The organism is Sulfitobacter sp. OXR-159 (genome assembly GCF_034377145.1).
Classification (GTDB): Bacteria; Pseudomonadota; Alphaproteobacteria; order Rhodobacterales; family Rhodobacteraceae; genus Sulfitobacter.
In genome coordinates this window covers 170,618-194,284 of record NZ_CP139707.1, presented here as the reverse complement: position 1 = coordinate 194,284, position 23,667 = coordinate 170,618, and the positions used below count along the sequence as shown (strand labels likewise).

Sequence of the window (23,667 nt, the reverse complement as noted above, 5' to 3'; positions counted from 1 at the left end):
ACATGAGCAGCCCTGAATCCAGTGAATACGACGGCACCGAAGCCGCCCCGCACGGCAAGGCGCGGACCACCGAATGGCCCCTGTGGGAGATCTTCATCCGCGGCCAGCACGGGTTGAGCCACCGCCATGTCGGCAGCCTGCATGCGGCGGACGCGGAAATGGCGATCAAGAACGCCCGCGACGTCTATACCCGCCGCAACGAAGGCGTCAGCATCTGGGCCGTTGAGGCCAGCGCCATCGCCGCCTCCTCCCCCGAGGAAAAAGGCGCGCTTTATGAGCCCGCCAATGACAAGGTCTACCGCCACCCGACCTTTTTCGACATTCCCGATGAAGTGGGGGCGATGTGAGCACCGATCCTAAGTTCGAATTCCTTTGCCGGATGGGCGACAACGCCCTTGTGCTGGGCCACCGCGTTTCGGAATGGTGCGGCACGGCTCCGGTGCTGGAAGAAGATATCGCGCTGGCCAATATGGCGCTCGACTTGATCGGGCAAACGCAGCTGTGGCTGGGCATGGCGGGTGAGGTCGAGGGCGCGGGGCGTGACGCCGACAAGCTGGCTTTTCACCGCGATGTTTGGGATTTTCGCAATGTCTTGCTGGTCGAACAGCCTAATGGCGACTTCGGCCAGACCATGATGCGGCAGTTTCTGTTCGACGCATGGCATCTGGCGCAACTGACCGCATTGATCGATTCCAGCGATAAAGAGATCGCCGCCATTGCCGAAAAATCCGCCAAAGAGGTCACCTACCACCTCGAACGTTCCTCCGACACGGTGATCGGCCTTGGCGACGGGACCGAGGAAAGCCACCGTCGGATGCAGGCGGCGCTGGATCTGCTCTGGCCATATGTGGGGGAGATGTTCCTTGGCGATGAAGTCGACGCTGCCATGAAAGATGCGGGCATCGCCCCTGATCCAGCCAGCCTGCGCGATGGCTACGACCAACTGGTCGGCGACACACTCGCGGCAGCGACCCTGACCAAACCCGAAGATGATTTTGCCCATAAGGGCGGGAAAAGCGGCGCACGGCACAGCGAACATCTGGGCCATATGCTGACCCAGATGCAGTGGCTGCAGCGCGCCTACCCGGACGCCACATGGTAAAACCCGCGCCCCACAGCCGGCCGGCCCCCGCGCCGGTGCCGGGGGTGGTGCGCGATACCGCCCCGCGCGGTGCCGCGTTGGCGGAAAAGCCCACGTTAGAGACGGTTTGGGCATGGCTTTCGGCGATCCCGGACCCGGAGATCCCGGCCATTTCGCTTACCGATCTCGGCATCATCCGCGATGTGGCATGGGACGGCGATACTCTGGTTGTGACCATCACACCGACCTATTCGGGGTGCCCGGCCACCAGCATCATCAACCTAGATATCGAGATGGCGCTGCGCGACCACGGCATCGAAAACCTTGACCTGAAACGGCAGCTTTCTCCGCCTTGGACCACCGATTGGATGAGTGACACTGGCCGTGCCAAGCTGGAATCTTACGGCATCGCGCCACCCCGCCCGGCCGGTGGGCCGCAACATTGCCCGCATTGCAAATCCACCGCGGTGGAGCGGATCAGCCAATTCGGCTCGACCCCCTGCAAGGCGCAATGGCGGTGCTGCGACTGCCGTGAACCCTTCGACTATTTCAAATGTATCTGAGGCCCCGATGAGCCAGTTTCACCCCCTGTTAGTGACTGATATCCACCACACCATCCGCGATGCGGTGGTGCTGACGCTGAAGCCGGAGGACCCCGAAGCTTTTGCGTTTACCCAAGGCCAATACCTGACCTTCAAGCAGGACTTCGACGGCACCGAGTTGCGCCGCAACTATTCGATCTGCGCCGGGTTAGACGATGGCGAGCTGAAGGTCGGTATCAAGCGCGTCGATGGCGGGGCATTCTCGACCTATGCCAATACCGAATTGAAGGTCGGCGATACGCTCCACGCCATGCCGCCACAGGGCAAATTCTTCACCGCGATTGAACCAGAGGTGGCGAAAAACTACCTCGGGTTTGCGGGCGGTTCGGGCATCACGCCGGTGCTTTCGATTCTAAAGACTGTGCTGAAACGCGAGCCGAACTCGACCTTCACGCTGGTCTATGCCAACCGCGCGGTGAATACGATCATGTTCCGCGAGGAGCTTGAGGATCTCAAGAACCACTACATGGGCCGCCTGACGGTGATCCACATCCTCGAATCCGGGCAGGATATGGAGTTGTTTGAGGGCCGTATCGATCAAGCGAAATGCGATGCGCTGTTTAAGCATTGGATTCAGATCAACAACATCGACACCGCCTTCATCTGCGGGCCGGAGCCGATGATGCTGGCGATTGCCGAGGCGCTGAAGACCAATGGGCTGACCGATGAACAGATCAAATTTGAACTCTTCAGCGAAAGCCAGCAGGGCCGTCTGGCGAAACAGGAAATGGCCAAACGCAGCGAGGGCCAGAAGGGCACCGAGATCACCGTCATCATCGACGGCGCGCGGCGCAGTTTCACCATGCAGAAGGGCCAATCGGTGCTGGAAGCCGCACTAGAGAACGGGCAGGAAGCGCCGTTTTCCTGCAAGGCCGGGGTTTGTTCGACCTGCATGGGCAAGGTGCTTGACGGCGAGGTCGAGATGATCTCGAACCACGCGCTTGAGGATTACGAGGTCGAGCGCGGTTATGTGCTGACCTGCCAGAGCTACCCGCTGAGCGACACGCTCACCATCGACTACGACACGCACTAAAGGAGCCGACATGCGCGATATTCACAGTTACGCGGCAGGCGAATGGCTGGCCCCGGGCGCGGGCGCCCGCAACATCGCCAGCGCCATCACTGGCGAAGTGATTGCGCAGGCCGGCAACGATGCGCTCGACGCGCAGGCCATGCTGGGCTTTGCCCGCGACCACGGCGGCCCCGCCCTGCGCGCCATGACCTTCCATGACCGCGCGCGCATGTTGAAGGCGCTGGCGCTGCACCTTATGGAGCACAAACAGGCGCTCTATGACCTGAGCTACGACACCGGCGCGACGCTGTCGGACCACAAGATCGACATCGACGGCGGCATCGGCACCATGCTGGTTTTCGCCTCTAAAGGTCGGCGCGAGATGCCGGATGCGCATGTTTATCTCGACGGTGCGCCCGAGCAACTGGGCCGCGACGGGCAGTTCATGGGGCGGCATATCTGCACCCCGCTGCAGGGCGTGGCGGTGCATATCAACGCCTTCAACTTCCCGGTTTGGGGCATGTTGGAGAAGCTGGCGCCTACGCTGCTGGCAGGTGTCCCGGCGATCGTGAAACCGGCGACGGCGACCTGTTACGTTACCGAACATTGCGTACGGCTGATGCTCGACAGTGGGTTGCTGCCGAAGGGCGCGCTGCAACTGGTCAGCGGCGGCTTGGGCGATATGCTCGACCACCTCGACTGTCAGGATGCCGTGGCCTTTACCGGGTCGGCCGATACCGCGCTGAAGCTGCGCAGCAATCCCTTGTTGCTGCAGAACTCGGTGCGTTTCACGTCTGAGCAGGACAGTCTCAACGCCTCGGTCCTCGGCCCCGACGCAAGCCCCGGCACGCCGGAGTTCGACCTCTTCGTCAAGGAAGTGCAGCGCGAGATGACCGCCAAGGCGGGGCAGAAATGCACCGCCATTCGCCGCATCATGGTGCCGCAGGCGCAGGTCGACGCGGTGATCTCTGCTCTGTCAGAACGCCTAGCCAAGACCACCATCGGCGACCCGCGTGCCGAAGATACGCGCATGGGCGCGCTGGTCTCGGGTAGCCAAAAGCGCGATGTGCTGGAAAAGGTGGGGCTGCTGAGTGCCGAGGCCGAGCGGGTCTTTGGCGATCCCGACAACTTTACCGTCAACGGCGCCGACAAAGACAAAGGCGCATTCCTGCCGCCAATGCTGTTCCACTGCGCTGATCCCGACAGCGCCGAGCGCGTGCATGACACCGAGGCTTTCGGCCCTGTTTCCACCCTCATGCCCTACCGCGATCTGGCCCATGCCTCGCAGTTGCTGAACCGCGGCCAAGGCTCTCTTGTCGCCTCGATCATCACCAATGACGGTGAGGTGGCGCGCGAGCTAACGATGGGTTCGGCAGCCTTCCACGGACGGCTCTATTTCAACAACCGAACGTCGATGGGCGAGGCCACGGGCCACGGCTCTCCGCTGCCGCATATGGTGCATGGCGGGCCGGGCCGCGCAGGGGGCGGCGAAGAACTGGGCGGCATTCGCGGCGTGATGCATTACATGCAGCGCACCGCCATTCAGGGCAGCCCCGACATCCTGACGGCCATCGGCAAACAATGGGTGCCGGGGGCCGAGGAAATCACCGACCGCGACCACCCCTTCACCCGCCGCTTCACCGAGCTGGATCTGGGCGAGACCTTCAACTCGCCCACCCGAGAAGTCACGCTGGAGGATATCGAGACCTTCGCCCATTTCACCGGCGATACTTTCTACGCCCATATGGACGACGAGGCCGCCGCCGCGAACCCCTTCTTTCCGGGGCGCGTGGCCCATGGCTACCTCTTGCTCAGCTTCGCCGCGGGCCTTTTCGTGCAACCCGACCCCGGCCCGGTGCTGGCCAATACCGGCCTCGACAATCTTCGCTTTCTTGAGCCTGTCTCGGCGGGCGACAGCATCAAGGTGCGGCTCTCAGTCAAGCACAAGACGCCGCGCAACGAGGAATATGGCGAGGTGCGCTGGCATGTGACCCTGACCAACCAACGCGAGGAGGCGGTCGCGGAATATGAACTGCTGACGATGAATGCCCTCTGATCCCTCCCTTCCCGCTGTCGCGGCCTTTGCGGGCTTGGGGGGCCAGCGCGTCTGGTCGCTGATGGTCAGCCTTTTCGGCGATCTGGCGCAGGGAGAGGGTGATGCGATCGACGGGCCGGTGCTCTCGGCCATCATGGGCGCGCTTGACGTGCGGCCAGAGGCGAGCCGCGTGGCGCTGCACCGGCTACGCAATGACGGATGGTTGCAGTCACACAAGGTCGGGCGGATCAGCCAGCACAGCCTGACCGCCCAAGGCCGCGCGGAAAGTGCCGCCGCCAGCCCCCGCATCTACGCCACGCCGCCCGACCTGTCAGAGCCATGGCAGATGGTGGTGACCGAAGAGAACGGGCGCGAGACCGACAGCGCCCTGCGGGGCGCGGGTTTTATCGCCGCCCTGCCCCGCGCCTATGTCGGGCGGGCCGATAGCGCGGTGCCCAAAGGCTGTCTTGCCCTGCCCGGCACGCCGCCGCCCGACTGGCTGCGCCGCGCGGTGGAGCCTGCCGAGCTTGAGGCCGACTATGCCGCGCTGCTGGCTGCGCTTTCTACCTTGGACGCCGAACTGCCGGATGCAGACAGGTTGAGCGCCTTGGATGTCGCGGTTCTGCGCTGTCTGATCGTGCACAACTGGCGGCGGCTGGTGCTGAAACACCCGGCCCTGCCCGGTGGATTGATCCGCCCCGAGTGGCCCGGCTACCGGTGCCATCTACTGGTCGACCGCTTGCTGCGCCTCTATCCCCGCCCCGCATTGCAGGATCTGGCCACCGCCTGACCCGGGGCAAAGCCTCCGCTTTCCCATGCCGGACAAGCACGATATAGACGTGCTCATGACAAATTTCCTCTATCAGAACGACCTGCCGGATGACCTCGACCTTGGGCCGATGGTCGCCATCGATTGCGAAACGATGGGGCTGCATCCGCATCGCGACCGGCTCTGTGTTGTGCAGCTTTCGGGCGGCGATGGTCACGCGCATCTGGTGCAGGTCGCCAAGGGCCAGACCGAGGCGCCGAACCTCTGCGCGCTGTTGGAAGATCCGCATGTGCTGAAACTGTTCCACTACGGCCGTTTTGACATCGCCGCGATGCGCAACACCTTTGGCGCCACCGCAGCGCCGGTCTATTGCACCAAGATCGCCAGCCGTCTGGTGCGCACCTATACCGACCGGCACGGGCTGGCGAAGCTGTGCCAAGAACTGCTGAGCGTCGACATCTCGAAACAGCAACAATCCAGCGATTGGGGGGCCGAAAAGCTGACCCAAGCGCAGATCGACTATGCCGCGTCGGATGTGCTCTATCTGCACCGTCTGCGCGATGAACTTAACAAACGCCTGATACGCGAAGGTCGGATGGACATGGCGCAGGCCTGTTTCGATTTCCTGCCGATGCGCGCCCGGCTGGATCTGGAGGGATGGCCGGACACGGACATCTTCGCACACGCATGAACACACCTTTCCTCGACACTGCCCGCCGCGTCATCCGCTGCGAATCCGAGGCGCTGACGCTGCTGGCCGACAGCCTTGATGACCGTTTCCGTGCCGCCGTGGACCTGATGCGTGCCTGCAAGGGCCGCGTGATCGTCACTGGCATCGGCAAATCGGGCCATATCGGCAACAAGATCGCGGCGACGCTGGCCTCTACCGGCACGCCTGCGCAATTTGTGCACCCGGCAGAGGCGAGCCACGGCGATCTGGGGATGATCACGGCGGCTGATGTGGTGCTGGCAATTTCAAACTCGGGCGAGGCACCGGAACTGGCGAACCTCATCGCCTATTCGCGCCGCTATGCGATCCCGCTCATCGGCATCACCAGCCGCCCCGACAGCAGCCTTGGCCGCCACAGTGACGTGGTGCTGGAACTGCCCCGCGCGGCAGAGGCCTGCGGCACCGGCGTGGTGCCGACCACCTCGACCACCTTGACGCTGGCGATGGGCGATGCTGTGGCCGTGGCCCTGATGGAGAACCGCGCCTTCACCGCCGAGCATTTCCGCGACTTCCACCCCGGCGGCAAACTGGGCGCAAGGCTGAGCCGCGTAGCCGATCTGATGCATGTGGGCGATGCGCTGCCGCTGGTCGCAGCCGACGCGCCGATGCCCGACGCGCTGAGCGAGATGAGCCGCAAGGGCTTTGGCGTGGTCTGCGTGACCGATGGCGCTGGCGCACTGGCTGGGATCATCACCATGGGCGACCTCGCGCGGCACCTTGACGGGTTGATGACCATGACCGCGCATGAGGTCATGACCCCGGCCCCTGTTACCATCGGCCCCGACGAACTGGCCGAGAAAGCCGTGGGCGTGATGAACAACCGCAAGATCACATGCTTGATCGTGACCGACCCTGCGGAGAATGACGGCAAATCGCCCGTGGGCCTGCTGCATATCCACGACTGCCTGCGCGTTGGGCTGGGGTAGCCTGCGATGAAGGGTGACCGCCACTCTCGCGTCGTCTCTTGGCTGAAAGTGCTCTTTCCGCTGATCGCGCTGGCGCTGCTGTCGACCCTGTTCTTGCTGTCGCGCGCGATTGAACCGCAGGCGGTGATCCCCTTTGCAGATAAAGAAGTGCAAGAGCGGCTGCGCGACCAGCAGATCACCGGCCCCTTCTATTCCGGCACCACGGCGGAGGGCGATCTGATCTCATTCTCGGCGGAAAAGCTGACCACCCCCGGCGGGGAAACCGGCACCAACGAGGCCGAAGAGATCGAGGCGACGCTGGACCTGCAGGGCGGCGCCAAGATCACTCTGCAATCCAACAGAGGGCGGTTTGACACCGGCGCGGAACAAGCGGAACTGGCGGGCGATGTGCGGGTTAGCACCTCAACCGGCTACCAGATTCTGTCGGACCGGATGACTTCGAACCTCACCACACTAGATCTGCTATCACCCGGCCCGGTCAAAGCCACCAGCCCCGCGGGCGAGATCACCGCCGGGCGCATGGCCATCACCAACCGCCAGAACAGCGCCGGATCGCAATTGCTTTTCACAAAGGGTGTGAAACTGATATATACGCCGCAAGCAACGAAAGAGTAACTGCCTTGAGACATTTGATTATTTTGATGCTGCCGCTGTTTCTCGCGCTGCATGCCGCCCCTGTCTCTGCCCAATCTGCCGATGTGGCCTTTGGCGCGCTAGAGCAAGATACCAGCCTGCCCGTCGAAGTGACCGCCGACAACCTATCGGTCGACAACGCCACGGGCACCGCGGTCTTTACTGGCAATGTGTTGATTTCTCAGGGCGAAATGACCCTGTCCGCCGGTAAGGTCGAGGTGATATATCGCGCGTCGGATCAAGGCATCGCCAAGCTGGAAGCAACCGGCGGCGTGGTTTTGGTCGCGGGCGAAGACGCCGCTGAATCGCAGCGGGCTGACTATGATATCGACGCAGGCACCTTGGTAATGAGCGGCGATGTGTTGATGACCCAAGGCCCAAGTGCGCTGAGCGCGCAGGAAATGACGGTAAACCTGAACGACGGCACGGCGCAGATGTCGGGCGGCGTGAAGACCATTTTGCAGCCCGGCAGCGGCAACTGATGCCGCCCGAGCTGAAAGTCGCCGGGGGCGAATCCGGCCTGCGCATTCAGCATTTGCGCAAGTCTTATCGCAAGAAAGCGGTGATCCGCGACTTTTCGATGGAGCTTGACCGGGGTGAAGTCGTGGCGCTGTTGGGGCCGAACGGGTCGGGCAAGACCACGACATTTTACGCGGTGGCCGGGCTGGTCACGCCCGAAGGCGGGCGCGTCACCGTGGATGGCAAGGATGTCACCACCCTGCCGATGTACCGCCGCGCGCAGTTGGGAATCGGCTATCTGCCGCAGGAAATGAGCATCTTTCGCGGGCTGTCGGTGCAAGACAACATCAGCGCGATTCTCGATATCCGGGTCAAACATCGTCACCAGCGCCGCGAACGGCTCGAAGAGCTGCTGACCGAGTTTTCCATCGAACACCTGCGCCGCGCGCCTGCGCTGGCCCTGTCGGGTGGGGAGCGTCGCCGGGTCGAAATCGCCCGCTGTCTGGCCGCCAATCCCAACTATCTGCTGCTTGACGAACCCTTTGCCGGGGTCGATCCGATCTCTGTCGGAGACATCCGGCAATTGGTTGCCGACCTTAAAAAACGTGGCATCGGCGTGCTGATCACCGACCACAACGTCCGCGAAACCCTAGAGATCGTGGACCGCGCCTATATCCTGCATGAGGGCAAAGTTCTGATGTCCGGAACGCCCGAAGAAGTTGTGCAAAACGAGAATGTACGCCGCGTCTACCTTGGCGATAACTTCCGTATTTCCTAAGACTTAGCGCGTTTCGCTCGGCCTTCCAGCCCTTAGCAGGGCCCTGCCTGCACTTTGCGGAAAACCGCTCTGATTGTAGCGATAAAAGAATGGCGGGTGCATCGGCGCCATTGACTTTCAAACGGAAACGCGGCCTCATTGACCTATGGTGACATCGCGTTCCTGTTTGATCCTGCATCGCCCTTCCCGCGAAGGAACGGTTAAAATCATCCTGGTCGCAGCACCATTCCTCCATATCTGAAAGTTGTCGCGCTCCACGCATGTGGACCGTTTGGCAATGTTCGGAACAAGAAAGACAAGGAGACGATATGCGGTATCAGATCAGTGGCAAACAGATCGACATTGGCGATGCGCTCCGGACACATGTCCGGACCGAACTGGACGAGGCGGTCAGCAAATATGCTGAACGCCCGACAGATGCTCTGGTGGTGTTTTCCAAAACAGGTCACGAATTTGCCTGCGAGGCCACCGTGCATCTTTCCACCGGTCTCAATGCCTCGGCCAAGGCCAAGGCGACAGAGATCTATGCCGCCTTCGATAGCTGCTGCGAAAAGATGGAAAAACAGCTGCGCCGCTACAAGCGCCGCCTGAAGGACCATCACAAAGAACGCGCCGAACCGGTTGAACTTTTGGGTGCGTCCTCCTATATCCTCGCGTCAGACAGCGATTCAGATGCGCAGGAACCTGATACCCTCCAACCCATGATCATTGCAGAGATGCAGACGAAGGTGCCAACTTTGTCTGTCGGTGAAGCGGTGATGCAGATGGAATTGTCGGGCGACCCGGTGCTGCTGTTTCGCAAGGAAGGCCAGGAAGGGATGAACGTCGTGTACCGTCGAGAAGACGGCAACATCGGCTGGATCGACCCTTCGTAACCCACGGCGGTAATATCCGCCAAAGAGCAGGGCGAGCGGAATGGATTTCGGCAAACTCCTCAAGCCAGAGGCCGTGAAGGTTTTGACTTCGGCTTCGAGCAAGAAGCGTCTGATGCAGGATATCGGCGAACTCGCCCAGCAAGCCTATGGGCTGCCGGCCGGCCAAGTGGTGGATGCGCTGATGACGCGCGAAACCCTCGGGCCGACCGGTGTCGGCCACGGCGTCGCCCTGCCCCATGCGCGGATGGACGGGATCGACAAGGTTGTCGGTGCTTTCGTGCTGTTGGACAAACCGATTGATTTCTCTTCGGTCGATCGTCAGCCAGTCGATGTGGCCTTTGCCCTCTTCGCCCCCGAAGATGCGGGGGTGGAGCACCTCAAGGCGCTGGCACTGGTGGCCCGCACGCTGCGCGACACCAGCATCTGCACCAAGCTGCGGTCGAACCCCGACCCGGCCACGCTTTACACCATCCTGACCGAGGATAAGGCCGACAAGGCCGCCTGATCTTGGGCCGCCTGACCTTGGCTTAGATCGCGACCGGTTCCGGCTCTCGCGGGGTTGGCTCGGCGCGTTTCGCTTTCTTTTCTCCCAACATCAGCATCGCCGGTGTTACCACCAGCGTCAGCACAGTGGCCACCACCAGACCGCCCGCGATGGCCGAACTCAGCTCGGTCCACCATTGGGTAGAGGGCGCGCCATAGACGATCTCACGGGTGAAAAAGTTGATGTTGAGGCCGATCACCATGGGCATCAGGCCAAGCGCCGTGGTGACGGAAGTCAGCACCACCGGACGCAAACGCTGCGCCCCAGTGCGCAGCGCGGCCTCCAGCGGCGACAGCCCGGCTTTCTTGAGGTCATTATAGGTGTCGATCAGAACGATATTGTTGTTCACCACGATCCCCGCCAAGGCGATCACACCGATCCCCCCCATGACCACCCCGAAGGGCCGCCCGGTGATCAGCAGGCCGAATAGCACTCCTGCAATCGAAAACACGATGGCCGACATAACGACGAAGGCTTGGTAGAAGCTGTTGAACTGGATCACGAGGATCACGAACATCAGGAAAATCGCGGTAATAAACGCCCCCGCGAGGAAGATCATCGATTCCTGCTGGTCCTCCGCCTCCCCGGCGAAGGAGGCTTCGACACCCGGCGGCAGGTCCATCGCGTCAATCGCGCTGCGCAGGGCGACGGTTTGGTCGTTCACCAGAACGCCCGGTGCGACATTGGCCTCAATCGTCACCACCCGTTCCTGATCCACCCGCGTGATCGTACCGGTGCGGGGGCTTGGCTCAAAAGTCACGAAGTTCGAGATCGGCACCAGCCCCGCCGAGGTCGGCACGCGCAGCGATTGCAATTCTTCCAGCGTGCGCTCATCCGAGGGAAAGCGCACGTTGATGTCGATGGAGCCTTCGGCATCGTCGGGCCGGTAATCCGCCACGGTAATGCCGCGCGTCAGCAGTTGCACAGCCTGCCCCAGTGTCGAGATATCGGCCCCAAACCGCGCCGCCTCTGAGCGATTCACCGCAATGCGCCACTCCACCCCCGGCAGGGGGCGCGAGTCGGTCACATCGGTAAAGCCGCCGATATCGGCCATCTTTTCGCGGATTTGGTCGACCAACTGTTGCTGCACCTCAGGATCATGGGCTTGGACCCGCAGATTGACGGGCTTGCCCGCCGAGGGGCCGTTCGAGGCGGTCTGCACCTGCACGTCGATCCCCGGAATGGCCGCCATCTCGGTCCGGATTTCTTCGCCGATCATGGCAGCGGTCCGCCGTTCGTCCCATTCGGTGAACTCAACCTGAATGGTGCCGATCAGGTCGGCGCTGTCGCGGTTGCTGCTGCCGGTGCGGGCATAGACGCTGGCAATCTCGTCGTAGGCAAAGAGACGTTGCTCGACCTGCCGCACCAGCGCGTCTTGTTCGTAGATCGAGAAATTGTCCCGCGCGCGCACCTGTACCTGCGCAAAATCAGGCTCTACTTCAGGGAAAAAGGTGATGCCGTTGCCAAATTGCGCATAGGCGGTGAAGCCGCCCATCAGCATGGCAATGGCAAGGATCAGCGTAATCCAAGGACGCAGGATGGCGAATTGCAGCAGTTTGACATAGCCGCCGGTGAAGCCCTTCAGGTCACGCGGATCCCCCTGTTCGGCGGCAAATAGTGTGGCCTTATCCTTGGCCGATTGCGGGGGCCGTTTGCCGATGATCCCGCCAACCACGGGAATGAAAACCAGCGCCATGAAAAGCGATGCGGTCAGGGTCAGGATCACGGTGATGGGCAGGAACTTCATGAACTCCCCCACCGTGCCGGTCCAAAACAGCAACGGAAAGAACACGCTGAGCGTCGTGGCGGTAGAGGCGATGATGGGCCATGCCATGCGCTTGGCCGCATGGGCATAGGCGGCGCGGGGCGCATGCCCCTCTTGCAGGCGGCGGTCGGCCAGTTCGGTGGTCACGATGGCCCCGTCGACCAGCATCCCCACCACAAGGATCAGCGAGAAGAGCACCACAAGGTTCATCGTATAGCCCATGACCCAAAGCGCCGTGACCCCGGCCAAAAACGCCCCCGGAATCGCCAGCCCCACCAGTAGCGCCGAGCGGACGCCCAAGGCCCAGACGATCACGATCATCACAAGGATCACCGCCGCGATGACATTGGCCTCAAGATCGCTGAGCATGTCTTGGACCTGCTCGGATTCGTCTTGGGTGTATTTGACTGTGATGCTGTCGGGCCATTCCGCGCGCATCTCGTCGATCAACTCACGCACGGCGGCGACTGTTTCGATGATATTCGCGCCGGAGCGTTTCTTGATCTCAAGCGCCAGCGCGGGCTGGCCGTCGATACGGGCAAAACCAGTGGGGTCTTTGAAGGTCCGGCGGATCGCGGCGACATCGGCGAAGGTCACCACCGTATCGCCACGCACCTTGATCGGCAGCGACATGACATCTTCGACATTCTCGATCAGCCCCGGCACTTTGAGCACCAGCCGCCCCGCGCCGCTTTCAATCGCCCCCGCCGCAATCAGGCGGTTGTTGCGGTTGATCTGGCTGATCAGCTCTTCAAAAGAGATGTTGTAGGTCTCGAACACTGTGGGGTCGATCAGCACCTCCAGCAGTTCCGTACGCTCACCGCCGACATCGACCTCAAGCACGCCTGACAGCCCCTCAATCGCGTCCTTCAACTCCTCCGAAATGGTGTTGAGCGTCCGTTCCGGCACCGGGCCGGACAGGATCGCGGTCAGGATCGGGAAAAGCGCGGTGTTGATCTCGGTCACGACCGGATCGGTGGCGTCTTCGGGCAGGTCCGACTTGGCCCGGTCCACGCCTTCGCGCACCTTGTCGAGCGCCTCGTCGGAATCAAAACCCGGCTCGAACTCCAACTGCACCGAGGCATGACCTTCGGCGCCGTTGGAGGTGATCTGTTTCAGCCCGGTAATGGCACTGAGTTCGGTCTCAAGCGGTTCGACCAATAGCCGTTCGCTATCTTCCGGAGAGATACCTTCGAGCGAGGTCGAAACATAGAGTGTCGGGATCGGAATCTCGGGCGAGCTTTCCTTGGGGATGCCGATATAGGCATAGGCACCGACGGCCAAGATCATCACCAAGCTCAGGATCACCACGCGGGCGCGGCTGAAAGCGGCGTCGATCAGCGCGTTCATTCCGCCTGCTCCGGCTGGGCGGCTTCGGCGCTGCCGGTGATCTGCCCATCACCGGCTGGCTGTTCCTCCAATTCGTCAATCTCAGGCACGCCCGCCATCGGCTGCCCCTCGGGGCTGGCATCCGTGCCGCTTTCGGGTTGGGGGTTAACGGTCTCTCCGTCGTTCACGAAGCCCTGCCCGATGGTGATGATTTCGGCCTCATCCGGCAGGCCCGCAATCCAGATACCATCGGTCTGGGCACGCACGATCGCGATCTTGTTGAAAACGACCTTGTCCTCGTCATTCACGGTTTTGACACCCAATGTGCCATTGGTGTCCAAGGACAGGATCGCCGGAGAAACGAAATGCGCACGGGTCTCGCCCGTAGGAATACGCACGCGGGCCGAGATACCGGCAGGGATCGCACCATCGGCGTTTTCGACCCTAACCTCGGCGGTAAAGGTCCGGGTTTCGGCGCTGGCGCTGCTTGAGACGAATTGCACCTTCCCCTGCGCCTCTGTCCCGGTGATGAACACGACCTCGGCGTTCTGCCCTTCCTTGATGTCTTTCAGCGACTGCTGAGGCACCTGCACTTGGATCGTCAGCGGGGTGTTGTCGACCAGACGTGCGATTTCCTCACCGGTGGAGACGAACTCTCCGGCAGAGATATCCAGCATCTCTAACCGACCGGGAAAGGGGGCGCGGATTTCGGTGTTGTTCAGCGCCTCTTCGGCTGAAGTGACCGACGCCTGCGCGGCGGCCAAGGTCGCCCGCGCTTGGCTGACCCGGTCCACGGTCGAGACGCCCCGGTCCAGTAGGGCTTCGGCATTGTCGTATTCCCGCTGTGCGCGGCTTAATTCCTCGCGGGCGCGGGCCAGATCGGAATCGCGCGCCGTGGTGCTGAGACGCGCGATCAACGTACCCGCGTCGACCACATCGCCCTTGGCAACCAGCACCTCGGCGATTTCTCCGCCTGCTTCGGCGCGGACCATCGTGTCGCGGTCCGGCAGGGCCTGACCTTCGGCCACAAAGACCTGCGTCACACTTTTGGCTTGAGAGCCGCGCACGGCCACTGTCACCGCCTCGGGCGAGAGGGGGGCAGGTGCGGCTTCCTCGGTTTCTTCGGAGGGGATGATATAGCCGCTGCCCATCCAAAGTCCGATCAACAGCGCGATTCCACCGGCGATGAATTTCGACCGTTTCGAGCCAGCGTCGCTGTCGAATGAAAGCGTCTGGCGCTCTTGAGATGTGTCACTCATTGATCGAACTCCATCACCGCGTTCCTGTTTGCAGGTCGCGCGTCAATTCTTGGGTTTGCTCACCCGGGTTGCGACATCATCAAGCGCGGTGCTGATCGCGTCGTAAAACTCGGCAAAGGAATCGAGCCTCGCGCGTACGCCGTCGGCCTCTTCGGGCAGTTTGCTGATCGTGTCGCTAATCTCGGCCTTGGCGTGGCGCGTGCCTGCCAGCGCGAATTTTGTCATCGCGGCATAGGCGTCATCGGCAAGTTGAAAGTAGTCCTGCCGGTCGCCGGTCTTGTTCACACGCCGGATCAGGCCCCGCTCTTCCAGCACACGGATTGATGTGCTGATCGTGGCGCGGCTAACGGACAAACGGCGCGACAGCGCGCCAAAGGCTATCGGCTCGCCCTCGAAAACGAGCATGGCAAAGACCTGTCCCGACATGCGCGGCAAGCCCTCGCCCATGGCGATCACGCCCATGCGCGTGATGAAATCATCGCGGACTTGGTCGATTTGGTCTGTGGTATCCATTTGTTCCCCGTCAACGACACGCTGCGTTGACGGTAGATAAACAAGGCCCGGCACAAATCAAGTCTATTCAGAAAATTCCGAACAGACTGAACACGACACGCCGCAAGGTCATTTTCGGGCGAACTGCCCTACTTCAACCCGTTTTGCGCGATGTAGCGGGCCAGATCGAGCACAAGCTGGCCGCGCGCTGTGGCGATGGCATTGGCCCCGCCTTCGGGGTTGAACGGCACGCTGAGGTCAAACAGGCCCGAACGCTCCCGACGGTCATCGAGGACGGCCACGAAATACTGACCAGAGGCGCGGAATTCTCCGGCTTCGGTGGCCACCATTTCGGCAAAGCGCACTTCGAGACGGGCGTCGGGGAAAGCCTCAAAAGGCCAAGGCTCAGACGCGATGCGCCGCCCGGTCATCCGCGCGAGGTTTTGGCTCAGCTCCAGCGCCACGGCCCGTTCAGGGGCATCGGCCCACAGCACATCGGTCGAACTGACCAGACTGCCGTCGGCCATCTGCAGGGAAATCTCTTCGGCGGCGGCATAGGTCGGCAGGGACACATCGCGCACCTCAACCGAGCTAAAAGCGATCGAAGTCTTTTCTGTGACCGCCGGGGCGCGCACGGTGAAACGCTCAGCAGCGCCGCCACAGGCCGCCAAGGCTGCCAGCAGGCCGAGGGTGATCAGAGGTCTTGCAACATTCATGCTTTACCGTCCCAGCAATAGAGAATTGGGGTTACGTTCGATGGTCCGCGCCAAAGATGCAAGCGCATCGGCGGCTTTCTGGATGTCGCGCAGGGTGCGCTCGGCGCTGCGGCTTAGCTGTTCGCCTTGGTTATAGCCTTCTATGGTGCGGCTGGCCTGCGCGAAAAGCGCGGTCAAACGTTCGACCACCTGCGGCAGATCGCGGGCCGAGACGGCGATGCTATCCGCCGCATTGCGGGCCGAGGCCAAGGTGCGGTTCACATTCTCAACCGCGCCGCCTTCGCGCAATTCTACCAACGTGGCGTTCACCTCATCCAATGCCCGCTTGAGCGCGCCCGGCAGGGCCACCGCATCTTCGGTGCCGATCACCGCATCGGCGGATTCGGTGAGGTCCGTCAGCGCGACGACCAACTCTTCGACTTCCAGTGTTTCGGCCTTGGCCGCCACGGCCTGAATGCGCTCTACCAACTCTGGCACGCCCTCAACCGAAGACGATACCGCGTTCGCCGCCTCCGACGCCCCTTCAAGCGCGGTGGACAGGCGCTCGGCGATCCGCTCTTCCTCAAGCTGCGCCACCAGTTCTTCGATCCGCACCAGCGTTCCGTTCAAGGCGACCGGCACGTTCTTGACCTCCTCGGAAGAGACCAACCCCGTCAGTTCACCCAAAAGGATCCGCACATCCTGCGGCGTTTCGCGCAGGTCTTCGTCTGAGACGAAAGCCTCTGCCGAGTTGAGGAAGGTAATCGCACTGTTGAGCAACTCTTCGATCGGCAGGCTGTTGATGCGGGTAAAGACCCCTTCGACCGTGGCCGCCGCATCGGAAACATCGCTTTCAGTGGTCGGCATCAGCGCAAGACCGTTATCTGCCGCTTCCAACGCTGCCTCAGGCACGTCTTCCACCGTCACGAACTCAACCTTCAAGCCGCCGGTCAGCAGACTGGCCGAGGCCAGCCGCGCACGCAGGCCGTTTTCCACACGTTCTTGCAAGAAGGCCAGCGCGGCTTCGGCGGTTACGTCGTCTTGCAATCCCAGATGCGCCGGTTGGATCGACAAGATCGCGTTGAGCCGAACCCGGCTATCGCCGAAGCGTTCGAAATCCACGAGGCCCGAGAGGGTCTCGACCTCACCAATCTCAAGCCCGCTCATTTCAACTGGGGCGCCGACGATCAGCCCTGAGATATTGTCGTCGAACACAACGCTCAACTTGAGCGGATCAACTTCGGAAGCGTTAAAGACAGAGTTCCGCGCGGTTTCCTTGTCGGGGTAGATCTCAAACACCGTCCCGTCAGACACCTGCGCCCCGCCCGAGACGAAGGTGTCAAAGGTGATCCCGCCGCCCACGAGGGTCGCGAGCGAGGAAAAGTCAATCTCGGCCCCCGCCGGGCCGATGTTGACGCTAAAGCCGGAGGCGTCCCAGAAACGGGTGGATTCATTGATCAGCTGGCGGTGCTCTTCAAAGATCAGCGCCTCAACAATGGCAAAGTTGCCCCGCGGGGCGATCTTGGCATAGCCTACGCGGCCCACTTCGATGCCCTTGTAAAGGATCGGCGCATTGTCGGTCAGCTGGCCATTGGCGGTGGACCGAAAGGCAATCTCAAGCCCGCCCTGACCGCCACGGATCAAAGGCTCGGTCGAGGACCCCTGAAAACGCTGCGCCGCCGGGCCGACCTGCTGGTCCCATGACCCTTCGATATAGACACCGCTCAGCACCGTGCTGAGGCCGGTAATGCCCTGCGCGGTGACTTCGGGCTGCACGACCCAAAAGACCGCGCCGTTGTCGATATAGGGGGCTACATCTTTGTCCAGCCGGATATGCGCCGTCACCCGGTCCAGATCCGAGGTGAAGCCGACCTTTTCGACCACACCGACCGTCACATCGCGAAAGCGCAGTTCGGTCTCTCCGGCAGAGATGCCCGCGCCTTCTTCGAACTCCACAATGATCACCGGGCCGCGTTCACTATAAGAGCGATACGCCACGAAGAGCGCCACGATCAGGGCAAGGATCGGGATGATCCAGATCACCGACGCCCCACTGAGGAACATCTTGCGTGTCGGAGAAATCGGTACGTCGGGAGGCGTCTTAGTCATCGGTTTTCAGGCCCTCGTCCTTGGTCTGAGCGTCCCAGATCATGCGGGTATCAAACGCTTGCGCCGCCAGCATGGTAAAGATCACGGAGAGGGCGAAAAAGATGCTCGCGGTACCGGGATTGATGGCGGCCAGTGTCTTGAGTTGCACCAGAGCGGATAAAATCGCAACCACAAAGATATCAATCATTGACCAGCGGCCAATGTACTCAACCACTTCGTAAAGGTAGTGCCGCTGCCGCTGCGAGGTGACAGAGCGCCGTTTGACGCTGATCGCAAGAAAGGCCACGGCCATGAACTTGGCCAGCGGAATGGCAACAGAGGCAAAGAGGATGATAAAGGCGATCCCCCAATTGCCGTATTGCGCCAGTTCCACCGCGCCGCCGATGATGGTGCTTTCCTCGACCTGAAACAGCGTCCGGGTCTTGAGCATCGGGTAGGTGTTGGCGGGGATGTAGCACATCAGCCCAACGGTCCAGAACGCCCAGACACGCTGAAGGCTCAACCGATCGCGTGAGACCAGCTTGCTGCCGCAGCGGCTGCAGGTCTGCGTGCCCATCGGCGCAGGCTTGCTACAACGGGTGCAGGCCACGACGCCCAATTCCCGCGCGCTCAGGATGTCTTGGGATGTTCCAGAGAGTTCCATACAGACCATTTGCATAAGAATCTGTCCTGCGCGATGACGAGGATCACCAGCGCGCCGAACATGTAAAACGCCGGGCCAAAGCCGACATCGGCCAGATCGGCCACTTTAACCAGCGCCACCGCACAGCCGATGGCAAAGACCTCGGCCATCGACCAAGGGCGCAGTTCCTCTGACAGGCGAAAGGCGGCGACGGCATGCCGCGCGGCCGGGCGATCCAGCACCACGGGGATCAACACATAGAGCGTCAGCAATACCCGCAAAAGCGGGATGAAAAAGATCAGCGCCGCCGTGGCCAGTGACAGAAAGATCATCGGCCCCCCGGAAAAGGCAAGCGCCGCATCCAGCACCGACACTGCGTTGCGGGCCCCCGCCGCGTCAATCGTAAGGAAGGGAAAGACCGCCGCCCCGATGATCAACACCATGACCGCAACCGCCACGGCGATGATTTGCAAACCTGCATTCCTGCGCGGCGTGATCAGGGCCGTGTGGCACCGCTCACAAGCCGCGCGTTCCCCATGGGCGGGGCGGCGCAGCCGGTAGACGGCATCGCATTGCGGACAGACGATCAATTCGTCCATGGGCAGTTCGGCGAGGGGGGTGTCGGGGTGATCCATTCTGAACGCATATATGATGCCGCTCTTGGCTGTATCAACAAATATTCGCGGCCCTGTGGCGCATCTGCACCGGCGGATCACTGCCCTCGCGCGAATGTGAGCGGAACAGGGGACCATGCACATCGTTGGTCCAGCAGAAATCACAAAGGAGAAAGCAATGACCGATATCACCAATGCAAAGATCCTGATCCTCGCCACCAACGGTTTTGAGCAGTCCGAACTGGAAAAACCCCTGAACGACCTCCGCGACCGCGGCGCCACTGTCCATGTGGCCACCCCCGACGGGAATGAGATCAAGGGCTGGGACGAAGACGACTGGGGCAACACCGTGCCCGCAGACCTCGCCCTTCGGGACGTAAATGTTGATGACTACCAAGGCATCGTGCTGCCCGGCGGCCAGATCAACCCTGACCTGCTGCGCGCCAACAAAGACGCGGTGGCCCTGATCCGCAAGTTCCACGACAGCGGCAAGACCGTCGCCGCGATTTGCCATGCCCCATGGCTGCTGATCGAAGCGGGCATCATCAAAGGCCGTAACGCAACCTGCTTTAACTCCATCGCGACCGACGTGAAGAACGCCGGCGCGCAGTATGAAGACAGCGAAGTGGTGGCCGACCAAGGCATCGTGACCAGCCGCTCGCCCGAGGATCTCGACGCATTCGTCGCCAAGATCGTCGAGGAGATCGAAGAGGGCAAACACGACCGCAAAGCGGCCTAAGCCTGAGCTTTCGTTCCAAGATTGACCCCCGGCCCTCGCGCCGGGGGTTTTTTATGCGCGGTCCAAACGCAGGCCAAGCTCCGCCAGTACCGCATCGGTGTCCGCCCCAATGCCACGCGGGGGGCTGGGCATCTGGGGCGCAGTTTCGCCAAAACGCGGCGCACGGCCCGATTGCAGCACGGCGTCCACCTTCACCACATTGCCCCGCGCCGCCATCTGCGGGTGATCCGGCGCTTCGGAAAAGCTGAGCACGGGGGCCACGCAGGCATCCGAACCGTCGAAATGCGCCGCCCAATCATCACGGGCGCGGGCTGCGAATATCGCGACGAATTCGGCGGTCCGCGCCTCCCAAGTCGCCCGGTCGTTCTGACTGGCGGCAAGGTCCGCAGGCAGACCCAGCTTCTCCAACAGGATCGCGTAGAACTGCGGCTCCAACGCGCCGACCGAGATGAACTTCTCATCGGCGCAGGTGTAGCAACGGTAAAACGGCGCGGCCCCGTCAAGCCAATTGGCAGCGCGTTCTTCGGTCCATGTGCCTTGGGCCAACATGCCGTGGATAAGCCCCATCATCGCAGGCACCCCATCGACCATCGCGGCATCGACAACTTGGCCTTTGCCGGTCACCCCCCGCTCGATCACGGCCGAGAGGATGCCAAACAGTAGAAACATCGTGCCGCCGCCGTAATCCGCCACCATGTTTAAAGGCGGCACCGGGGGCGCACCCGCGCTGCCCATGGCGTGCAAGGCCCCGGTCAGAGCCAGATAGTTGATGTCATGCCCCGCCGTCTGCGCCCATGGGCCGGTTTGGCCCCAGCCGGTCATGCGGCCATAGATCAGCTTGTCAGAGCAATCCGTCGGGCCGAGGCCCAAACGCTCCATCACGCCGGGGCGGAACCCTTCGATCAGCACATCGGCAGAGGCAATCAGCGCCCGCGCTGCCGCGATCCCTTCGGCGGCTTTCAGATTCAGCACCACCGACCGCTTGCCGCGCCGGTTGATATCGGACGGGTCCGCCGGGGCGGCTTTGCGGTCGACCGTGATGACATCCGCGTCCAGATCGGCCAGCAATTGCCCCGCCAGTGGTGCGGGGCCGAGGCCGGAGAACTCCACCACCCGCAGCGACGACAGCGGCCCTTTGCGCGCTGCCCCGCTCATGCCGCCCCCGGCACCAAGACCTGCCGCGCCCCTTCGGTGAAATCCGACAGCGACAGCGCCCAAGTCGTGCCAGGCCAGCGCAATTCCATCTCGCGTTTTCGTGGACGGTAAACAGCGGTGTAAAGCGTGCCAAACCCGGCGTTGAATGCCGTGGAATAAAGCGGAGGTTTCAGAAACGCCCCGATGAATTTCTCTTCCGGATCGCGGTGTAGACGCAGACGTTGCAAAAGATAGCGTTCACGCTCGACCGTGGCGGTAAAACGGGCGTGGCTGATCCATTCCACATTTTCTTGGTGGTTGGTGGCCACTGCGGCGCGGGTGATGACAGCCGGGCGGTCAGGGGCCATCATCGCGGTCAGGTAGCGCCGCTTCCGGTCGAGCACGGTGACGTTATAGCTCATATGCGTCGGCACCCGTGCCAGCACCTCTCCCGCCTCTTGCGCGGTTTCGCAGGTCTGCAGCACATAGCGCAGGATCAGCGGCACGCCGAAGCCTTCGCCTACCACGCGCCGCCCGCCAAAGGTCAGCGAGATCGACAGCCCCGCATCATTCACCCCATCGACCAGCCCCCATAGCCCATCCGATGTGCCCATGACCTGCCGCCCCTGCCAGCCCGAGCGCAGCACCATCGCGTCGAATGCATTGGGATTATAGTCATAGTTGCGCACCATGACCGGCTCTTTCCCGGCCCAGATCGCCTGTGAACAGGCCGAGAGATAGGGCGGCGGGCAATAGAAGCTCAGAAACCGCGCCGCGTGATCGCCGCCGCCCGCGAGGGTGCAAAGCTCATCATAAAGCGGCAGCATCTCTGGCATATGTTTGCCCAAGGCGCGGCGGCATTGGGCATAGGTCGGGCGCGCGGCCTCCCCTTCCTTCAGCCACCATGCATGGTAGTCAGGCCAATAGGCTGCGAAGAGACCGGCCCACTTGGGGCCGGGCTGATCTTCGGACATTGCGCGCCAGTACATCGCGGCCTTTCATCTTGCTACAGGATCTTGAACGCCGGATCAGAAAGCTCCGGACCAGCAGACGCGGTGGGCAGGGGTTTGCCGTCCACACTGCGTTTGATCCCATGGATCCACTTTTTCGCGCGCTCATTCAACTGGAAAGACTTGGTCATCGACCGCCCCCGCGTCACAAGGATGCCGATATCCGCGCCTTCGTAGCGGTAATCACCCGGTTGCAGGATGCGCAGGAAGAAGGCTTCGTTCTCGCTCTCCACCGCGCGGCGGTGATAGTCGAAGCGGTCAAAGACCACGCTGCCGTCTTCCTTCATCTTGTAGATGCCGGTCTCGGGCGCTTCGGTGCAGATGTCGACACTGTCATCGGTGTGTTTGATGACCATCTGGCTCCAACCGTCGATGTTGTCCGGATCGGCCCAGCGGGCGTTCAACTCATCCACGTCGAGGTTGAACTTCTTGCGGCTGAACTCCAACAGGTGGAACAGGAAGAGCGGCGCATCGGCATGGGCAAAGGCGGCGTGGTTGGTCATCGAAGACGCGCCTGTGATGCGCGGGTTCAACTCCCCTAGCCACAGATCGCCGGTCTTTTTGTCGATCAGGAAATCGAGCTCGAAATAGCCGCGATAACCCTCCTTGCGCAGCTGCTCCCCGAATTTGAAGGTCAGATCGCGGGCCTTCTCCCGCACCTTCGGCGGGAAGGCGGTGGCGAGGATTTCATTCCCGCACCAGCCGCCGCGATAGGGGGTCAGTTCTTTGAAACCCACAAGTTCGGTCATCAGCGGGCCGACGATGGTGCCCTCCTTGGTCGCACAGGCCTCGATCGCCGCGCCACGGCAATCGATCCGCTTCATGATCTTGATCTCGCCCTCGCCGATGATCTCGCTCTCGTGGCGGCGGAAGTCGGCTTCGGACTTGATGAAGAAGGTCGTGTGCCCGCTGTCGCCATAGGCCGACTGCAACACCAGATCATGGCCGATCCCGGCCTTCTCGCAGGTCTTTTTCAGGTCGTCGTAAGATTTCACCTCGGCCAGAACGTTCGGCACCGAGGGCACGCCCGCCTTATTGCCGATGCGCACGGTTTCGATCTTGTTGTCCATCGACTGGCGCAGCTTGGCTTTCGGGAACCAGACCTCGGCGCCCAACTCCTTGCTGAGACGCTCGGTCTCTTCGTCGAACATCAAAAAGACGAACTTGGGCTTGCCGCCGCGACGCTTGATGAAGTCGATGACCTCTTTGTGCTGCAGCAGGTAGTTGTTGATGTCCTCGATGCTCTGGAACTCCGCATGGGGCTGTTCCGAGGGGCAAAAGACGTTGGGGTGCTTGCCGCCATAGCAGTCGATATAACAAATGTATTTGAAATTCTTCACCCATTCATCGAGGCCCAACAGATTGAAGTTGGTGGCCGAGATGAAATAGACCGGGTCCTCGTTTCGGTGAAAGAACCGGCGGATTTCGGAGATATTCTTGAGAATTTTTACCATG

The 23,667-nt window shown here is 61.8% G+C and carries 24 protein-coding genes; 14 read left to right on the top strand and 10 right to left on the bottom strand.

The features are described from left to right. Nucleotides 1-2: 2 nt before the first annotated feature. The 13 genes from paaB to T8A63_RS00855 all read left to right on the top strand — a co-directional run bounded on the left by paaB (nucleotide 3) and on the right by T8A63_RS00855 (nucleotide 10,405). Complete coding sequence (gene paaB / locus T8A63_RS00915; protein WP_082849541.1) at nucleotides 3-347, top strand: 1,2-phenylacetyl-CoA epoxidase subunit PaaB; 345 nt, start codon at nucleotides 3-5, stop codon at nucleotides 345-347. A 32-nt stretch (nucleotides 348-379) separates the two neighbouring features. Next, nucleotides 380-1,102: a 1,2-phenylacetyl-CoA epoxidase subunit PaaC gene (gene paaC / locus T8A63_RS00910; protein WP_322345790.1), complete on the top strand. Its 723-nt coding sequence runs from the start codon at nucleotides 380-382 to the stop codon at nucleotides 1,100-1,102. Then, on the top strand, nucleotides 1,096-1,644 hold the full coding sequence (gene paaD / locus T8A63_RS00905) for a 1,2-phenylacetyl-CoA epoxidase subunit PaaD (RefSeq protein ID WP_322344728.1): 549 nt from the start codon (nucleotides 1,096-1,098) through the stop codon (nucleotides 1,642-1,644). Before paaC ends, paaD begins: the two co-directional genes overlap by 7 nt. Before the next feature lie 7 nt (nucleotides 1,645-1,651). Then, nucleotides 1,652-2,716, top strand: a complete 1,065-nt coding sequence (locus T8A63_RS00900; RefSeq protein ID WP_322344727.1) for a 2Fe-2S iron-sulfur cluster-binding protein — start codon at nucleotides 1,652-1,654, stop codon at nucleotides 2,714-2,716. A gap of 10 nt (nucleotides 2,717-2,726) precedes the next feature. Beyond that, nucleotides 2,727-4,751, top strand: coding sequence for a phenylacetic acid degradation bifunctional protein PaaZ (gene paaZ / locus T8A63_RS00895; RefSeq protein WP_322344726.1), 2,025 nt, complete (start codon nucleotides 2,727-2,729; stop codon nucleotides 4,749-4,751). Beyond that, nucleotides 4,741-5,520: a PaaX family transcriptional regulator C-terminal domain-containing protein gene (locus T8A63_RS00890; RefSeq protein WP_322344725.1), complete on the top strand. Its 780-nt coding sequence runs from the start codon at nucleotides 4,741-4,743 to the stop codon at nucleotides 5,518-5,520. Before paaZ ends, T8A63_RS00890 begins: the two co-directional genes overlap by 11 nt. Before the next feature lie 55 nt (nucleotides 5,521-5,575). After that, entirely contained in the window at nucleotides 5,576-6,190 is a 615-nt protein-coding gene (locus T8A63_RS00885; RefSeq protein ID WP_067630549.1) for a ribonuclease D, read from the top strand. After that, nucleotides 6,187-7,155, top strand: a complete 969-nt coding sequence (locus T8A63_RS00880) for a KpsF/GutQ family sugar-phosphate isomerase (RefSeq protein ID WP_322344724.1) — start codon at nucleotides 6,187-6,189, stop codon at nucleotides 7,153-7,155. Before T8A63_RS00885 ends, T8A63_RS00880 begins: the two co-directional genes overlap by 4 nt. A 6-nt stretch (nucleotides 7,156-7,161) precedes the next feature. Next, entirely contained in the window at nucleotides 7,162-7,770 is a 609-nt protein-coding gene (gene lptC, locus T8A63_RS00875; RefSeq protein ID WP_322344723.1) for an LPS export ABC transporter periplasmic protein LptC, read from the top strand. A 26-nt stretch (nucleotides 7,771-7,796) separates the two neighbouring features. Then, entirely contained in the window at nucleotides 7,797-8,270 is a 474-nt protein-coding gene (gene lptA, locus T8A63_RS00870; protein WP_386283852.1) for a lipopolysaccharide transport periplasmic protein LptA, read from the top strand. Beyond that, entirely contained in the window at nucleotides 8,267-9,025 is a 759-nt protein-coding gene (lptB, locus tag T8A63_RS00865) for an LPS export ABC transporter ATP-binding protein (protein WP_120349865.1), read from the top strand. The genes lptA and lptB overlap by 4 nt, the downstream gene beginning before the upstream one ends. 308 nt (nucleotides 9,026-9,333) lie before the next feature. Continuing rightward, entirely contained in the window at nucleotides 9,334-9,900 is a 567-nt protein-coding gene (gene hpf, locus T8A63_RS00860; RefSeq protein ID WP_067630564.1) for a ribosome hibernation-promoting factor, HPF/YfiA family, read from the top strand. 40 nt (nucleotides 9,901-9,940) lie between these two features. Next, a complete protein-coding gene (locus tag T8A63_RS00855) occupies nucleotides 9,941-10,405 on the top strand; it encodes a PTS sugar transporter subunit IIA (protein WP_067630567.1) in 465 nt (154 codons plus the stop codon). Between the two features lie 22 nt (nucleotides 10,406-10,427). Here T8A63_RS00855 and T8A63_RS00850 read toward each other — a convergent pair whose 3' ends face one another. From T8A63_RS00850 to T8A63_RS00820, 7 genes are all read right to left on the bottom strand, one after another. Then, nucleotides 10,428-13,559, bottom strand: coding sequence for an efflux RND transporter permease subunit (locus T8A63_RS00850; protein ID WP_322344722.1), 3,132 nt, complete (start codon nucleotides 13,557-13,559; stop codon nucleotides 10,428-10,430). Beyond that, nucleotides 13,556-14,797: an efflux RND transporter periplasmic adaptor subunit gene (locus T8A63_RS00845; protein ID WP_322344721.1), complete on the bottom strand. Its 1,242-nt coding sequence runs from the start codon at nucleotides 14,795-14,797 to the stop codon at nucleotides 13,556-13,558. Before T8A63_RS00845 ends, T8A63_RS00850 begins: the two co-directional genes overlap by 4 nt. Before the next feature lie 42 nt (nucleotides 14,798-14,839). Continuing rightward, a complete protein-coding gene (locus T8A63_RS00840) occupies nucleotides 14,840-15,310 on the bottom strand; it encodes a GbsR/MarR family transcriptional regulator (protein ID WP_067939715.1) in 471 nt (156 codons plus the stop codon). Between the two features lie 128 nt (nucleotides 15,311-15,438). Beyond that, nucleotides 15,439-16,005 (bottom strand): PqiC family protein, encoded by a 567-nt coding sequence (locus T8A63_RS00835; RefSeq protein ID WP_300050930.1) that lies wholly within the window; start codon nucleotides 16,003-16,005, stop codon nucleotides 15,439-15,441. Nucleotides 16,006-16,008: 3 nt separating this feature from the next. Continuing rightward, nucleotides 16,009-18,093 (bottom strand): intermembrane transport protein PqiB, encoded by a 2,085-nt coding sequence (locus tag T8A63_RS00830; protein ID WP_322344720.1) that lies wholly within the window; start codon nucleotides 18,091-18,093, stop codon nucleotides 16,009-16,011. After that, entirely contained in the window at nucleotides 18,086-18,745 is a 660-nt protein-coding gene (locus T8A63_RS00825; protein ID WP_201722075.1) for a paraquat-inducible protein A, read from the bottom strand. Before T8A63_RS00825 ends, T8A63_RS00830 begins: the two co-directional genes overlap by 8 nt. Continuing rightward, nucleotides 18,703-19,350: a paraquat-inducible protein A gene (locus T8A63_RS00820; RefSeq protein WP_067939709.1), complete on the bottom strand. Its 648-nt coding sequence runs from the start codon at nucleotides 19,348-19,350 to the stop codon at nucleotides 18,703-18,705. Before T8A63_RS00820 ends, T8A63_RS00825 begins: the two co-directional genes overlap by 43 nt. 157 nt (nucleotides 19,351-19,507) lie before the next feature. Here T8A63_RS00820 and T8A63_RS00815 point away from each other — a divergent pair, with 157 nt between their 5' ends. Further along, nucleotides 19,508-20,068 carry a type 1 glutamine amidotransferase domain-containing protein gene (locus tag T8A63_RS00815; RefSeq protein ID WP_067629478.1) on the top strand — a complete coding sequence of 187 codons (561 nt, stop codon included), beginning with the start codon at nucleotides 19,508-19,510 and terminating at the stop codon, nucleotides 20,066-20,068. Nucleotides 20,069-20,119: 51 nt separating this feature from the next. Here the strand turns inward: T8A63_RS00815 and T8A63_RS00810 are convergent, their stop codons facing one another. The 3 genes from T8A63_RS00810 to T8A63_RS00800 are packed head-to-tail and all read right to left on the bottom strand — an operon-like array spanning nucleotide 20,120 to nucleotide 23,666. Continuing rightward, entirely contained in the window at nucleotides 20,120-21,223 is a 1,104-nt protein-coding gene (locus T8A63_RS00810) for a CaiB/BaiF CoA-transferase family protein (RefSeq protein ID WP_322344719.1), read from the bottom strand. Then, the gene (locus T8A63_RS00805; RefSeq protein WP_322344718.1) at nucleotides 21,220-22,191 is read right to left on the bottom strand and encodes a C45 family peptidase; all 972 of its coding nucleotides are present in this window, start codon (nucleotides 22,189-22,191) and stop codon (nucleotides 21,220-21,222) included. Before T8A63_RS00805 ends, T8A63_RS00810 begins: the two co-directional genes overlap by 4 nt. Nucleotides 22,192-22,208: 17 nt before the next feature. Then, nucleotides 22,209-23,666, bottom strand: coding sequence for a biotin carboxylase (locus tag T8A63_RS00800; protein ID WP_067629482.1), 1,458 nt, complete (start codon nucleotides 23,664-23,666; stop codon nucleotides 22,209-22,211). Nucleotide 23,667 lies beyond the last annotated feature (1 nt).